The 15,799-nt window shown below is 60.7% G+C and carries 12 protein-coding genes; all 12 read right to left on the bottom strand.

The window, feature by feature from the left end:
• Positions 1–611 (bottom strand): NAD(P)-binding domain-containing protein (locus ABEA23_RS05550; protein WP_345477079.1); only part of this gene is annotated, 611 nt, incomplete at its 3' end.
• Positions 612–663: 52 nt separating this feature from the next.
• Entirely contained in the window at positions 664–1,191 is a 528-nt protein-coding gene (locus ABEA23_RS05545; protein WP_345477078.1) for a gluconokinase, read from the bottom strand.
• Between the two features lie 32 nt (positions 1,192–1,223).
• Positions 1,224–2,459 (bottom strand): D-mannonate dehydratase ManD, encoded by a 1,236-nt coding sequence (manD, locus tag ABEA23_RS05540; protein ID WP_345477076.1) that lies wholly within the window; start codon positions 2,457–2,459, stop codon positions 1,224–1,226.
• An 18-nt stretch (positions 2,460–2,477) separates the two neighbouring features.
• The gene (uidA, locus tag ABEA23_RS05535) at positions 2,478–4,277 is read right to left on the bottom strand and encodes a beta-glucuronidase (RefSeq protein ID WP_345477075.1); all 1,800 of its coding nucleotides are present in this window, start codon (positions 4,275–4,277) and stop codon (positions 2,478–2,480) included.
• 284 nt (positions 4,278–4,561) lie between these two features.
• Positions 4,562–6,490: an ABC transporter ATP-binding protein gene (locus ABEA23_RS05530; RefSeq protein WP_345477074.1), complete on the bottom strand. Its 1,929-nt coding sequence runs from the start codon at positions 6,488–6,490 to the stop codon at positions 4,562–4,564.
• A complete protein-coding gene (locus tag ABEA23_RS05525; RefSeq protein WP_345477073.1) occupies positions 6,487–8,226 on the bottom strand; it encodes an ABC transporter ATP-binding protein in 1,740 nt (579 codons plus the stop codon). The genes ABEA23_RS05530 and ABEA23_RS05525 overlap by 4 nt, the downstream gene beginning before the upstream one ends.
• A gap of 10 nt (positions 8,227–8,236) precedes the next feature.
• Positions 8,237–9,673, bottom strand: coding sequence for a family 43 glycosylhydrolase (locus tag ABEA23_RS05520; protein WP_345477072.1), 1,437 nt, complete (start codon positions 9,671–9,673; stop codon positions 8,237–8,239).
• On the bottom strand, positions 9,670–10,464 hold the full coding sequence (locus ABEA23_RS05515; protein ID WP_345477071.1) for an alpha/beta fold hydrolase: 795 nt from the start codon (positions 10,462–10,464) through the stop codon (positions 9,670–9,672). The genes ABEA23_RS05520 and ABEA23_RS05515 overlap by 4 nt, the downstream gene beginning before the upstream one ends.
• Positions 10,465–10,502: 38 nt before the next feature.
• Complete coding sequence (locus ABEA23_RS05510; RefSeq protein ID WP_345477070.1) at positions 10,503–11,330, bottom strand: ATP-binding cassette domain-containing protein; 828 nt, start codon at positions 11,328–11,330, stop codon at positions 10,503–10,505.
• Positions 11,327–13,069: an ATP-binding cassette domain-containing protein gene (locus ABEA23_RS05505; protein ID WP_345477069.1), complete on the bottom strand. Its 1,743-nt coding sequence runs from the start codon at positions 13,067–13,069 to the stop codon at positions 11,327–11,329. Before ABEA23_RS05505 ends, ABEA23_RS05510 begins: the two co-directional genes overlap by 4 nt.
• Positions 13,070–13,131: 62 nt before the next feature.
• The gene (locus ABEA23_RS05500) at positions 13,132–14,073 is read right to left on the bottom strand and encodes an ABC transporter permease (RefSeq protein WP_345477068.1); all 942 of its coding nucleotides are present in this window, start codon (positions 14,071–14,073) and stop codon (positions 13,132–13,134) included.
• Between the two features lie 57 nt (positions 14,074–14,130).
• Complete coding sequence (locus ABEA23_RS05495; RefSeq protein ID WP_345477067.1) at positions 14,131–15,678, bottom strand: ABC transporter substrate-binding protein; 1,548 nt, start codon at positions 15,676–15,678, stop codon at positions 14,131–14,133.
• Between the last annotated feature and the right edge of the window lie 121 nt (positions 15,679–15,799).

Genomic DNA, 15,799 nt, shown 5'->3' with positions numbered 1-15,799 from the left:
CGCATCAGATCATAGGCCTCACCGATGACCTGCATATCGGCATACTCAATGCCGTTGTGCACCATCTTCACGTAGTGCCCAGCACCATCAGTGCCCACCCACGCGCAGCAGGGCTCACCGTGGTATTCGGCAGCGATCTTCTCCAGCATCGGGCCCAGCGCCTGGTATGACTCACGAGATCCACCGGGCATAATCGAAGGCCCGTTGAGTGCGCCCTCCTCACCACCGGAGACACCCACACCGACGAAGTGCAGCCCCTTCTCCCGCAGAGCCGCTTCGCGCCGTCGGGTCTCTTCATAGAAGGAGTTACCGGCATCAATGATGATGTCGCCTTCTTCCAGCAGCGGGAGAAGTTCATCAATCACCGCATCCACCGGGGCACCGGCCTTGACCATGATCAGCACCCGGCGCGGACGCTCCAAGGACTGGACCAACTGGGCCAGGGACTCAGTGCGCACAAAGTTGCCCTCGTGCCCATAGCTGTTCAGCAGAGAGTCCGTACGTGCCACAGAACGATTATGCAAAGCTACGGTGTAACCGTTTCGAGCCAGGTTCCGGGCCAGGTTCGCGCCCATGACAGCAAGACCGGTAACTCCAATATCAGCGCTCATGATGAGCTCCTTGATTCATAGATCCGACACTCTAGCCAATTCGTTTGTTCCCTCAGACCATGTGGCTGAGAGATTGCAGGGCGACGGCCACGATCTTCTCGGGCGGGTCTGCGATGTCCACGCGCGCGCCCGGCTCATCCTTCTCAAGCGGCTCCAGGTCTGCCAACTGCGAAATGAGCAGTCCCGGGGGCATGAAGTGCCCTTCGCGGTGTTCTGCTCTGTGCCGCAGCAGCTCATCTGTGCCGTGGAGATGAAGGAATACCGTCGCCGGGGCCTGCTCTCTGATGGCGTCGCGATAACGCCGCTTCAGCGCCGAGCATGCGATCACGCCCCCTGTGTGGGAATCTGCAAGAGTGCGGCCCACAAGCTCCAGCCAAGGCGCACGGTCCTGGTCGTTCAGCGGCATTCCAGCACGCATCTTCTCCACGTTGGCTTTGGGGTGGAGGTCATCAGCATCGTAGAAGGGCACCTTCAGTCGCTCGGCCAACTGGCACCCTACCGTGGACTTCCCTGCTGCAGAGACGCCCATCACCACGATCTGCACCGGGGGCGATTCTTCGGGTGCACTGGTCTCAAGCATGAACCCGCCCATTCTGAGAGACACCGCCGCACTCACCAATCATGAATGGTGCCGTCGGCAAGCCGGTTATACGGAAGATACGCGCGCACATAGGGATATTTACCGGCTTCATCAGTTTCCAGCTCCACACCCAGACCAGGATTGTCGCCGGGGTGCAGCAAGCCGTTGTTCCAGGTAAATGACTGCTGGAAGACCTGGTTCGTCCTCCCCCCGTGCATCATGTACTCCTGGATCCCGAAGTTATGGATCGCCAGCCCCAAGTGCATCGCCGCGGCCATACCCACTGGTGAGATATCGGTCGGCCCATGCATCCCGGACTTGATCTGGAACAGGGAGGCGTAGTCAAGTACCTTCTTGAGGTGTGTGATACCCCCGGTGTGAGTCACGGCACTGCGGACATAGTCAATCAACTGCTCGCTGATGATCTGTTTGTAATCCCAGACCGTGTTGAATATCTCGCCGATGGCCAACGGTGTGGTGGTGTGGTGGCGCACCCAGCGCAGCGCGTCCTGATTCTCCGCCGGGGTGCAATCCTCGAGCCAGAACAGGTCATAGGGCTCCAGCGACTTGCCGAGCTTAGCGGCTTGCATCGGTGTCAGCCGGTGATGGGCGTCGTGCAGCAGCGGCAGCTCAGGACCAAACTCGTTGCGGACAGCTTCGAAGACCCCGGGCACATGACGCAGGTAGGACCGAGTGTCCCAGTCCTCCTCATTGGGCAAGTCTCCCCGCACTGCCGGCTCATGATCGTAGCGCACGCCCTCAGGCTTATCGGCAGTGACCGAGGCGATGCCGTAGATCGACTTCAAGCCCGGCACTCCGGTCTGGATCCGGATGGCCCGGTAGCCGAGCTCAAGGTGCCTATGGACGCTCTCAAAAAGCTCCTCGGTGGTCTTTCCGGATGCGTGCCCGTAGGCGAGCAGCCCGTCCCGGGACGCCCCGCCGAGCAGCTGGTAGACAGGCATGTCCGCTTTTTTGCCCTTGATGTCCCATAACGCCATGTCCACTGAAGCGATTGCCGCCATGGTGACCGGGCCGCGCCGCCAGTAGGCACCGCGGTAGAGGAACTGCCAAGTGTCCTCGATCTTGTCTGCGTCCCTGCCGATCAGCAATGGGACCACGTGGTCCTTCAGGTAGGCGACCACAGAGAGTTCTCGACCGTTGAGAGTGGCATCTCCGAGACCGGTGATTCCCTCGTCCGTGGTGAGCTTCAGAGTGACAAAGTTACGGTCCGGGCTGGTGACGATGACTTCAGCATTGGTGATCTTCAATGGAGGTTCTTTCTGTGCTTAGTCGGTCGGTTCTGTGCTGGTGGGCTTGGCATTTCCTGCGCGGGTCCACCGTTCACGCAGATAGTGCGCAGCCGCTTTGGGCTGCCGGTCCCTGGTGAAGATTCCCTTCTTGTTCCCTCCCACCCGGTGGATCCCGGGCCCGGTCTGGAAGTCAGCGAAGTTCCACACCTGTTCACCGACGAACTGCGGGAAGCTGTCAAAGACCCGATGGTTCATCTCCAGGTACTTGGTCTGGTACTCCTCGGTCCAGGGCGAGTCCCAGACGGAATGCAGACCGGGCTGAGTGTCTGCTCCGTACTCGGTCATCATGATGGGCTTGTCTGTCTTCTTCAGCCAGCCTTCAATCTCCATTCGGAGGTACTGCTCGGCCTTGTCGAGCTGGCCGGAGAAGATGTACCAGCCGTAGTATCGATTGAGGCAGATGACGTCGGCGAGGTCGCTGCACTGGTCTCTATCCGGGGTGGCGAACATGACTGCCGCATAGGTCAGGGGGCGGGTGGGGTCCAGTTCGCGGACCATGTCGAAAAGTGGCTCGAAGTACTCATGCGCTCCGTCCTCATTGGAGGCCGGCTCATTCGCAATGCACCACATGACCACCGAGGGATGGTTCTTGTCCCTGGCGACCAGCTCCCTCAAGTGTTGGGCGTGAGCAGCCTGGGTGTTCTCATTGGCGTAATGCTCAGAGAACGTCGGGAACGGCGGCTTGCCGGTGAGTCCGCCCACCACGCCCATGTTCAGGCCCACTGCGGCAGTCTCGTTGATCACCACGATGCCCTGTCGGTCTGCGTAGTCCAGCACTTCTTCCGCGTAAGGGTAGTGGGAGGTGCGGAAGGAGTTCGCTCCGATCCACTTGATGAGTTCGAAGTCGTGTACCAGGTAGGCGCTGTCGTGCCCTTTGCCGCGCACCGGGGTGTCTTCGTGCTTGCCGAAGCCGGTGAAGTAGAACGGCTCACCGTTGATGAGGAACTCGTGGCCACGCACCTCCACGGTCCGGATGCCCACGTTGAGCGAATAGCTGTCGAGGACGCCGCCGTCCACCAGCTCGGCGGTGAGCTCGTACAGGTACGCCGCGCCGGGCTGCCAGAGGGTGGCGTCCTGGACGGTGAGCTTGCCCTCTGAGCCTTCTCCCTCGGCCACCACGGCGCCCGATTCGTCCCGCAGAGTCACCTTCACCGGGGCGTCGCCGGTCTGTACCACCGTGTAGTTGACGATTCCGGCGGAGCCGGCACGATCAGTGGTCACCGTGATGTCGCTGATGTGCTGCTGGGGCGTGGAGTAGATCCACACGGAGCGTGCAATGCCGCCGTAGTTGTAGAAGTCGTGGAAGTACTTCTGCTCCCTGCGCCCGTCTTCGTGGACTGTCAGCTCCCCCGGGGGGATGGTCTCATTGGTGAGCTCAGCACTGGCCCCAACCGTCAGCCGGAACTCTTCGCCGGCCGATACTCGGTCCGTGATATCGACGTCGAACGGCGTGTACCCTCCAGTGTGCTCGCCCACCAGATCGCCGTTGAGGTAGACGGCGGCCTGGTGCTGCACTGATTCGAAGCGAATCATAATACGTTCGCCCGCCCACCCTCTGGGCACACGTACAGTGCGCTGGTAGTACACCCAGCCGACGTGATCTCGAATCTCTGCGTCTGTAAAGAGGTCATTGAAGCTTGCCGGCACGGCAGCCTCCCGCGATGTCTTGAGCCGCCCCGCCCAGGGTTCGCGTCCGAGATTCGGCTCGGTGTCGAACTGCCAGAGGCCGTCGAGGTTGACCATCTCACGGGTGGCGGTGACTTTGGGTTTCAGCACGTCGGGGTCTCCTACTTGTGTCGCAGAGGGATGGACGGGAATCCAGTGGTGCGTCGATCGGACTCAGCCTAGGTCTAATGCTCCGCTGAAGCTCTCACATCATGGCCAGAAGTCGAGGCAACCGTTTGCTCATCCAGAGCGGGAGACCTTTCGACACGCGATACAGCACTTCAAACCAAATGCCCTGTGTGCCGCATCACACCTTGTCTCAGTAAATCTACAGATTAATAGGACCGGATGTCAATCGGTTGCCAACCCAGGGTGCTTCCCTGCTTAAATATCGCTCATGACGGTTCGCTCTGATCCGTATTCACGGAATCCTGGCTCGCGTATAAGCGAGCATATGCACCTCCGCGCTCCAGCAGCTCACGATGACTCCCCTGCTCCACGACCCGACCGGCGTCCATGACCACAATCAGGTCAGCATCCCGGATCGTGGAGAGCCGGTGGGCGATTACGAAAGCCGTCCGGTCTCTACGCAGGGTGGCCATGGCTCGCTGGATGAGCAGTTCCGTACGCGTGTCTACTGAACTGGTGGCCTCATCCAGGATGAGGATCTCCGGCCCGGAGAGGAAGGCCCTGGCGATGGTCAGCAGTTGCTTCTCCCCGGCTGAAAGCGCCGAGGCGTCGTCGTCGATCAATGTGCCATAGCCCTCAGGGAGGGAACGGACGAAATGGTCCACATACGCTGCGCCGGCGGCCTGCAGGAACTCCTCTTCCGGGGCCTCTGGGTGCCCGTAGCGGATGTTCTCCTCGATGGTGCCAGTGAACAAACAGGTATCCTGCAGCACCATGCCCATCCTGGAGCGCAGCTGTTCGCGTGTGAGATGCCGGATATCGATCCCGTCCACTGTGATGCGCCCACCGGTGACCTCGTAGAAGCGCATCAGCAGATTCACCAGGGTCGTCTTCCCCGCTCCACTGGGGCCGACGATGGCCACCGTCTGCCCAGGCTCTGCCACTAGGCTCAAGTCCCTGATCAGCGGCTGCTCCGGATCGTAGTCAAACTCCACGTCCTCGAAACTCACCCGCCCCTTCAACCCCGCGGGCACCAGCTCTGGACGAGACGGCTGATCCGGCTCCTCCTCCGGACCATCAAGGAGTTCGTACACCCGCTCCACTGAGGCGACGCCGGACTGCAGGAGATTCATCATGGAGGAGATCTGAGCGAGCGGCTGGGAGAACTGGCGCGAGTACTGCAAGAACGCTTGGACCCCTCCGATGCTGAGCCCGCCGGCGATCACATGGAGGGCCCCGAACACTGCCACCAGCACAAAGGTGAGGTTGGAGAGGAAGCTCAGGCTCGGATGCATCGTGGCTGAGATGAACTGGGATGTGGCTGTGGCGGTCCTGACCTCTGCGTTCTTCAGCGCGAAACGCTCAGCCTCTGCTTTCTGCCGCCCGTAAGCGGTGACCACGGCATGCCCAGTCAGCACCTCCTCCACCTGGCCGTTCAGCTCGCCGGTGGTGCGCCACTGATAGACGAAGTGCGGCTGCGCCTTCTTGGCGATGAACACTGCCACCACCACGGAGAGGGGAACCGTGGCCAGGACAACCAGTGCCAGGGACCAGGACATGCTGACCATCATCGCCAGCACGCCGACCACAGTCAGTGCGGCGGTGATGATCTGAGTGAAGGTCTGGTTCGTGGTCTGGGCGATGTTGTCGATGTCATTGGTGACCCGGGAGAGGATGTCTCCCCGGGACTGCTGGTCCAGGTGGCTCAGCGGCGTCCGATGCAGCTTCTCCTCCACGCTGGAGCGGAGACGACGCATGCTTCGTTGGACCACAACCGCCATCAGGCGCCCCTGAATGACACCGAGGAGAAAGGCAACAAGGTAGACCGCCGCGGCGGCGAGAAGGATCCCAGCCAGCTTCTGGTGATCCACTCCTTGTCCCACCAGAAGGCCCGGCATCGCGGCAACCATGTCTGCCTGGCTGTGCTCTCCGGCGGAGCGGAGCGCCTCAGCGGCCGCCTCAGCGCTGAGCCCCTCAGGGAGGTCCCGAGCAAGCTGCCTGCCCATTGCTCCTTCGAAGACGGTATCCGTTGCCCAGGCCAGAATCCTGGGGCCCACCACCGTCATAGCGACGGCGCACACACCGCATACCAAGAGCAGGCCGATAAGTGTTCGTTCCGGGCGCATCGAGGAGAGGAAGCGCTTCAGCGAACGGCTGAACTGCATCGGCTTGTCAGAAGGTCTCAAACCTTTCATCCCAGAGACTCCTCTGCGGGCGCCTGAGATGTGACGATCTCCTGATAAACCCGATTGGTCTCCAAGAGCTCCTGATGCGTGCCCCGCCCTGCGATGACACCATTGTCCAGCACCACGATCTGGTCACAGTCACGCACTGCTGTGATGCGCTGGGCTACCAGCAGAACGCTGGAGTGCCGCGTCCAGCTCTTCAAAGCGCTGCGGAGCAGAGCATCAGTTGTGGCGTCCAACGCAGAGAAGGAGTCGTCGAACAGGTACACCAGCGGCTGGCGAACCAGTGCCCGGGCGATCGCCAGGCGTTGGCGCTGGCCACCGGAGAACGTGGCACCGCCTTGGGCCACCGTCGCGTTCAGCCCTCCGGAAAGACTTCGGACAAAGTCTGCTGCCTGCGCCGCTTCCAGAGCGGACCAGAGCTCCTCATCGGTGGCCTCAGGCTTGCCGTAACGCAGGTTGGAGGCGATAGTGCCGGAGAAGAGAAACGCCTTCTGCGGCACCAGACCGATGTGACTGCGAAGATCCTGAGCAGGAATGTCCCGCAGGTCCACGCCGTCGAAGGTGATACTGCCCGCTGTCACGTCATAGAGCCTGGGAATGAGGCTGAGCAGCGTGGTCTTTCCAGCCCCGGTGGATCCGATGACGGCAGTGGTCGTGCCAGGCTCAACACTGAAGGTGATCCCCGAGAGCACCGGAGATTCGGCCCCCGGGCGGCTCAGCTGAACGTCACTGAACTCCAGCCGCCCTCTGCGCGGCTGCCGGTTCCACGTCGGATGAGGCGCGGAGGGGTTCTTCACGGAGCTGGTGGTGCGGAGCACCTCATCGATCCTGCCGGCAGCCACAGCGGCCCGCGGTATCATCATGAACAGACCGGTGGCCATGGTGACTGCCATGAGGATGAACATGATGTAGCTGAGGAAGGCGATCAGCGAGCCCACTTGGAGGTCCCCGGCGTCGACCGCGAGTCCTCCGAACCAGACGATGGCCACCTGGGAGAGGCTCATGATGAACAGCACTGTGGGAGCGTTCAGAGCCATCAGCTTTCCGGCACTGAGCGAGGTGTCGTAAAGCCTCTGATTCGCTTCCTCAAACCGCTCTGCCTCCCTGCGCTCCTGGGTGAAGGCTCGCACCACCCGCAGCCCAACTACCTGCTCGCGGAGCACCGTATTGACAGTGTCGAGGCGCTGCTGCATCTGTTTAAAGTGCGGAACCATCTTCCAGAGGATCAGGCCGACGCAGACGCCCAGTATGGGGGCCGTGACAATCATGAGCCCAGAGAGGCGCAGGTCTTCGCGCACCGCCATGATGATGCCGCCGACCAACATGATCGGCGACATCACCATGATGTTGAAGACGGAGAGAGTCACCATCTGCACCTGCTGCACATCGTTGGTGCTGCGGGTGATCAGCGTAGGGGCTCCGAACTGCGTCAGTTCCGCGGCTGAGAAGCTCTGTGTGCTGGCGAATAAGTCACGGCGCAGGTCATGCGCCATGGCAGTCGCCACCCGAGAGGAGAGATAGACGGCAGTGAAGGAGCAGGCCACCTGGAAGACGCTGATGAGCAGCATTACACCGCCCAACCGGATGATCAGATCAGGTTGGCCTTCGGCGATCCCCTCATCCACTACGGCGGCGTTGATCGCAGGCAGGACCAAGGAGGTCATAGTCCCCACCACATGGAGGGCCAGCAGCAGGACAACACGTCCTGAGTAGGGCCTGAGGTAACTCGCAACCAGCTTCAACGCTTCAGGGTCAGCTCATCTCAAGTGCTCGAAAGTCAATTGCTCCGGACCCCCGGTAGGTGAAGAACAGGGCCGACACTCCGCTAGGTGCAGCGAAGCCGGCAGATGCCTCGTACCAGTCCTCCGAAGGCTTCACCTGGATCGACGCGATCGCTGGTGCATCCTGGTCTGCTGAGACTTCCAGAGTCCCTTCGCCCGTTCCACGAACGGTAACGGCGATGTGGCTCTCCCCCTGGAAGTCGAAGTGTTTGAAGCCAACCCAAGCGCCGTCCCTCAGGTTTGCGATGTACTGGTCTCCGTCACCTTCACGGTCGTCCCCACTCTGAGTGAAGTAGGGATAGTGCTGCTCATCCTCTTCGGCTTGTTTCGAGTGGGATAGCTCTTTTCCGGAGTTGGAAAGATTGCTGGCTATCCGCGCCTCGTAGCGGCCAGTTCCGGCCAACGGCCCCCCGTTGAGCCCGCAGCTGGTGACTTCCACCTGCGGGATCGTTCCATCCTCACGGACTTCGATCCGTTCAGCGGCAGCTTGCCTGCTGTAAGGGGTTCTGTTGGTGTGCCGATGGTAGAACACGTACCAGCGACCAGCGATCTCAGCCAGACCGCCGTGGGTGTTGCCCAGTGTGTTCCTCGCCTCCTGGTTGCCTTCGAACCCGATGTCACCGATGCTGACGATCGTCCCGCCGAAGGTGAATCCGCCGTCGGGCCTGTCGCTGACGGCATAGCAGAGCTCGTGGCTCATACTCGAGGAGTAGACCAGGTAGTACCGATCGCCGATGCGTCGAGGACTGCTCGCCTCGAAGAACGGATGCTCCTCGAAGCCCGTGCCCTTGGCCGCGGTCGGACCGGGCAATACTGCAACGGGCTCTCCCGATACCGTGAGCATGTCCGACTCCAACTTGATGCAGTAGGCAGCGTCGACGCGCTTCCCAGTGCTGCTGAGCAGCTCAAGCATCCTCCCCTCAGGCGCGAATCCCGAATAGAGGAAGACATGTCCTTCGTCGACCAGTACCCCCGGGTCGAAGTTGTACACCTGTCCCCGCTGCCTCCCATACAACTGCCCAGACGGAGTCCTGACGTGGCCATAGAACTGATACTCGCCCGCTGGAGTGTCGCAGACCGCTACCGAGATGACGGACTCTTTGTGCAGCGCGTAGAAGAGGTAGTACCTGCCATCCGCTCCTTGCACTACGTCCGGAGCGTTCATGCGCTGCTCCCCAGCGGGGTTCAGGGGATCCTGAATCTTCCGGTAGATCACTCCTTCATAGCGCCAGTCAGCCAAATCGCTCACTGGTGCTGACCAGGCCACGTAATCGTTGAGGCAGTAGACGTCGCCTCCGAATCTATCGTGGCTGCCGAAGGCATACACTCGGTCTCCGAAGACGCGCGGTTCTGCGTCGGGGATGTACTCCCAGCTCGGCAGATACGGATTGACTGCTTGTTTCGTCATCGACTAAATGTCTCCTTACGGCACTGCTGAACCAGCAATTCAGCGATCTCTGCAGAATGACTGGCCGGTGCCAGGTGTGCAGCGCCTTCGACTACTACGTGACGCGAACCCTCGATAGCTGAGGCGATGAGCTCCTGCTCTCTCACCGGATTGGCCGGATCGTGTTCTCCGCTAATCAACAGCGTCGGACAGCTGATCGCGCTCAGTGAGGGACGTAGGTCGGATGCGGCCAGCACATCACACGCATTGGCGTAGCCGGCGTCATCGGTGGACAGAAACATCTCGCGGTAGAAATCAATAGTGCCAGGATGGCTGCTGGCGAACTCATCGGTGAACCATCGTTTCATCACGGCATCCACCAGCGGGGCGGCACCGTGTTCGCGAACCTGGGCTCCGCGGTCGATCCACGACTGCTCGTCAAAGCGGGCTGCACAGCACATCGCCGTCACAGACCGCACCCGTTCCGGGACCTGAATCGCCGCTTGCAGCGAGACAAGACCGCCCAGAGACACTCCAGCAACATGAATGTCTCCTGCTCCGGCGATATCTGCGGCCTCGAACACATCATGTGCCAGTGATTTGAGGCTGAACGGCCGCTGCCCGGCCGGGCCACCCCTGTCCCGCTGATCGAACCGGATCACTCGGACGGTCTCCGGCAGATGGCGGACGACGTCGTTCCACAAGTCACTGGTGCAGGCGAGCGAGTTGACCAAGACCAGGTTCGCCTCCGGACTCGCAGCCGAGTTGGCAGGGTCAATCCGAACTGTTCCGGTTCCCACGTGTTCTTCCATTGTTCTCCTGGAGAGTAAGTTCTGTATGTCCTGCCGCATCAAGCATTAGCCGCCAACAGCTCACGGCGCTTCTGACGTTTCTCCTTCTGCTTCACAGGGTCCGCCACCGGTGAGGCCAGCAGCAGCCGCTTCGTGTAGTCGTGCTCTGGTGTCGAGGTCACCTGGGGGGCCGGTCCCGTCTCGACTAGATCACCGCGATAGAGCACTCCTACACGGTGACTGATGTGGCGAATCACTCCTAGGTCATGGGAGATGAAGAGGTATGAGACACCCGTCTCGCGCTGGATGTCGAGGAACAGATCGAGAACACGAGCCTGCGTGGAGAGGTCCAGCGCGGAGACCGGCTCATCGCAGACGATGAGCTTTGGCCCCGGTGCCAGGGCCCGGGCGATGGCCACCCGCTGACGCTGTCCGCCAGAGAACTCCCGTGGCATCCTGTCGATCGAGTCGCTGGGTAGACCCACCTGGTCAAGAAGGGTGCGCACCCTTCCTCGCGCGTGCCCGCTGCTCGCCCCGTGGACGATGAGAGGCTCTGAGAGGATATCCCCGATCGTCATCGAGGGATTCAGCGAGGTGTACGGATCCTGGAAGACCACCTGCAAATGACTTGCCAAGCCGCGCCGCTCCGCTCCCTTCAGCGAGCTGATCTCCTGTCCAGCGAAACGGATGGACCCGCCGGAGGGTCTGACCAACCCCAGGACCGCACGGCCGATCGTGGTCTTTCCTGAACCTGACTCCCCCACCAGTCCCATAGTCTCGCCGTGGCCCACTTCCATGGAGACCCCGTGGAGAATCTCAATCGGCTTGGCCCGAAAGCCTTTCACCGGGTAGCTCACCCTGAGGTCTTCGATTTCCAGCAGGCTCATGATCTTCCACCTTCGACTAGCTGAGCAGGAGCATCCTCGCGCACGGAGTCCTCGTCCAGGATCGAGTCGAGCAGCATCCGTGTGTAGGGGTCCTGGGGATCAGAGAAGATCCTCTCGGTCTTTCCTCTCTCGACGATCTCCCCCTTCTTCATCACCGCGACCTGGTCGCAGATGTCCGCGACGACGCCGAAGTTGTGGGTCACCATCAGGATCGCCATGCCGAACTCCTCCTGGAGGTCGCGAAGCAGATCCAGGATGTCGGCCTGAACCGTCACATCGAGGGCTGTCGTTGGCTCGTCCGCGATCAAGAGCTTAGGACGGCTAGCGACGGCACCGGCGATGAGTACTCGCTGAGCCATACCACCTGAGATCTCGTGCGGGTAAGCATTGAATGTTCGCTCCGGATCAGCGATACCGCATCGCTCCAGCAGCTCCAGCGTTCGTTCTTTAGCCTCTTTGCGCGACAGACCGGAAGAGGAACGTAGTCCCTCCACCAACTGCGCACCCACCTTGAAGGACGGATCCAGATTCGACATGGGCTCCTGGGGGATGTATCCGATCGCGCTCCCCCTCAGAGTCCTCATACCTTTGTCTCCGAGTCCGAGAAGCTCCTGCCCGTCGAACCGGATCGACCCACGTGTGATGACTGCTTCAGGCGGTAGGAGCCCCAAGGTGGCAAAAGCGGTTTGCGATTTACCCGATCCGGACTCGCCTACGAGCCCCAGAATCTCGCGGGGCTTGAGCGAAAGGCTTACCCCGCGGACCACTTCAGAGACTTCATCATCCACACCTGGGTAGGCGATGCCCAGATCGAGAACAGAGAGAATCGCCTCAGGATCCTCCAGTTCGACCTCGGTGGACTTCTCCACCACTTCTGGTGCCGACCCGATTTTGGAGGCTTTCGGCTTGGATCCCTCAAGCGTGTCACGCAGCGAGTTGCCCAGCAGCACCAGGGATGCCGTAATGACTCCCAGCAGCAAGCTGGGCCACAGGAACTGCGTGGGAGCGATATACAGGTTACGGAAGCCCGATGCGATCATCGCGCCGAAGCTGGGGATCTCTGTGGAGCCGACGCCGAGGAATGCGAGCCCTGACTGCACAGAGATAGCAGAACCTGCCATGAATGCTGCGGCAATGATGATGGGGCCGCGAACCACCGACAGAACGTGCCGCCCCAGGATGCGAACGTTCCCCAGACCAGAGACTCTGGCGGCGTCCACATACAGTTCGTTCTTCACTCCGACCACGAGGTTACGGACGATGCGGTAGATCCCCGGAGCCAGCAGGAAGCCGAAGATGAACATGGTGGACCGGTAGTCACCACCGGTGATCGGCATCAGGATGATCAGAAGAAGGACACCGGGCAGAGTCATCAGGAGAGCGAATATCCACTCTGTGACGGTCTGGGTGGTGCGCCCGAAGTAGCCACCGATCAGACCGGCGGCCACTCCTACCACGAGTGCGACGCTTGTACCGATCAGCGCTGATATGGCCGCCGTGTTTATTGAGTGCAGCAGCCGGCTAAATATGTCTCGCCCTGACTCGTCGGCCCCCAGAAGGTGACCCTCAGTGCCAACCGGTGCGTTCACCATGCTGAGGTTAGACTCATTAGGCCCGTACGGGGCGATGAGCGGCGTCAGCGCACCGAAGATGAAGATCACGGCGAGGATAGCCAGGGCAATGGCGGCCTGTGGGTCCCGGAGGATCTTCTTCCAGATCGGCGTGCGCTGAGAACTCACCGACTGAGAGTGCTCAGCATCATCAACACCGGGAGTCGGCAGGTGATTCAATGGGCTCTCGCTCAATGGACTCTCGCTTTCGGATTGAGCCAGCCGTTGACAATGTCAGTGGCTAGATTGACGACTGTCACAAGCACCACGCCGAAGACCGCGATCCCAAGGATCACCGGGATATCGCCTTGCAGCGATGCGTTGAAGGCATAACTCCCGAAGCCTGGCAGAGCGAAAACGTTCTCAATGATCAGAGCGGCTCCGAACATCTGAATGAACTCGAGCGACATCACGGTCAGGGCAGGGCTGCCTGCGTTCCGTAGAGCATGTTTCAGCACAACCTTCCGAGGAGACAGCCCACGCGACCGAAGAGTCCGCACATAGTCCTTATTGAGTTCATCGATCATCTTTCCGCGAACCTGTGCCGCCATGTTCGCGACTCCGGGGATGACGAGGACGATGACAGGCATGATCAGACTGCGAGCCCATCCGGCCGGATCGTCTCCGAACCGCACATAGCCCGTAGCGGGGAGCCACCCCAGCTGCACACCGAATATCGCCACCAACGCAATGGCGATCAGCAGCCCGGGCAGCACGTGGCCCACGAGAGAGATGAGCTGGGCGATCCTGTCCACAATTCCGCCTCGCGACGCTGCCCACACTCCGAGCGACACGGATAGCACGGCTGTGAGAAGCAGCGCAGGGACGATGAGCGACAGGGTCACGGCCAGACGTGCCATGACCTCCGGCAAGACAGCCAGCGAGGTGAAGACCGACTGGCCCAGGTCGCCCTGGACCGCTTGCATGATCCATTCGCCGTACTGCACCAGGATCGGCCTGGCCCATCCTCGGTCCTCCATAAGGGCCTCGGTGGCCTCCGCTGTGGCGCCCTGACCAAGAATGGAACGTGCAGTGTCCTCGAAGGAGCTGCTTATTAGCATGAAGACAATCAGCAAGATAGTCAGCGCAAGCACCAAGCCTGCGGCTAATCGCCTGAATATGTAGGAAGTCATGTCCACGGCTTTCTGGAGTGGAGTACTGAATCTGGAGAATCAGCCCTAGGGGCAGGGTCAGTCTTCGAAGTCGAACGCCAGAATGCTGGACGGGTATCCACCTATATCTGTATGGGTCACGCCGTCACGAGACGCCCAGGTCTGAGACCCGAAGGCAATTGGCGCTTCCAAGGCCTGCTCCACTGCGTGACGGTTGATATCACGGTAGTAGGGCACCGCGTCCTCGTACTCGACGGTGCTGTGAACCTGCTCAAACAGCTCGTCAAGCACGTCGTCGGTGTAATTCTGCGGGTTCGAGAAACCGCCGGGCGCAAAGTGAGACAGCGCATCCGAGGGCTCGCTACCGAATCCTGCCACCTGGAAGTACAGCGGATACTGACCCGAAGACAGGGCTGATTGCACCTGCTGCGGAGGAACAGATACCCACTCGAGCTGCAGTCCCACATCCTGGAAAGCCTGGGACAGCATGGACTCGAAAGTGCTGGTCAGGTAGGTGCTGGGAATCGGAAAGCTCTCACCTTCATACCCGGATTCCTCCACCAGTTCCCGGCCACGTTCTGGATCGTAATCGTAGATGTCCTCCAGCTCAGGATCGTAGACTTCGCCCGAGGGGTTGAAGATCTGGGCGCTCGGTACTCCGCTGCCGAAGAGCAGATTATCCACCACAGCTTCCCGGTCGATCGCGTGGTTGACAGCTTGCCGGACGCGTTCGTCGGCGAGGGCCGGGTACTCCTCACCTGCCCTGTCAAGGAAGTTCAGGGTGAACACAGTGTGCGCCTCGATACTGCTGATGGTGAACGTATCCTCATCCAGCTGGGGAACCAGCCGACTCTCCACGTTGGTCGCGTCGATCTGGCCGGCCTGGAGCGCGTTGAATCTTGCGGTGGAGTCAGGCATGACGTTGACGGTGAAGGTCGAGACCGGAATGTTCTCCGCGTTCCAGTGGTCCTCTCGCTTCCGCATGACGTAGCTGTCACCGAATTCGGTGCTCTGAACGTCGAGCTCAAAGGGACCCGAGCCAATAGGGTTCGTCGCGGTGCCCTCATCCTCTAGAGACTCTGGGTGACCGATCACGCCCGCAGACAGCGACATCTGGGAGATGAACGCCGGATCGAAGCTCTCGAAATGCACCTCGAAGGTGAGATCATCGACGGCCACTATTTCGGAGACCTGCGAGAACTTGCCTGCAGGAGGACCAGGTGTCTCCATGGTGCGCTGCATCGCTGCCACCACTGAATCGGCGTCAACGGGCGAGTCATCACTGTAGGTCATGCCCTCACGCAGGACGAAGGTGAGCACGGTTCCGTCTTCGTTGTACTCCCAGCTTTCTGCGGCGTGAGGAACTAATTCGCCAGTCTCCGAATCCTGAGTCAGCAGGGTGTCGAAAAGCCCGGACCACACGAACATGCCCTGTCCGTCATTGAGCTGGGCCGGGTCCAGACTGTTGGGGCCCGATTGAGTAGCAATGGTGAACTCACGATTCTCATTGCTCTCGGCAGCCTCGGGGGTCCCCCCGCACGCGCTCAAGGTCAGTGCTGCGACAGCCAGAGCAGCCGTGACGGCGGGCGCCTTGGCCCGGCCGGTGTTGCGTCGAACAGCATCCATCAGTTGTCCCTCTTCTTCTCAGTGACTTCACTCTGCGCAACCGATTTCATGTACCGACTGCTGCCTGGCGCATATGACTCATGTCACATTCCCTTTCGACGATATTACCTGGGTCACACAA

This window comes from Nesterenkonia rhizosphaerae (genome assembly GCF_039544555.1).
Lineage (GTDB): Bacteria > Actinomycetota > Actinomycetes > Actinomycetales > Micrococcaceae > Nesterenkonia > Nesterenkonia rhizosphaerae.
This window is presented reverse-complemented; position numbering and strand designations above follow the sequence as displayed.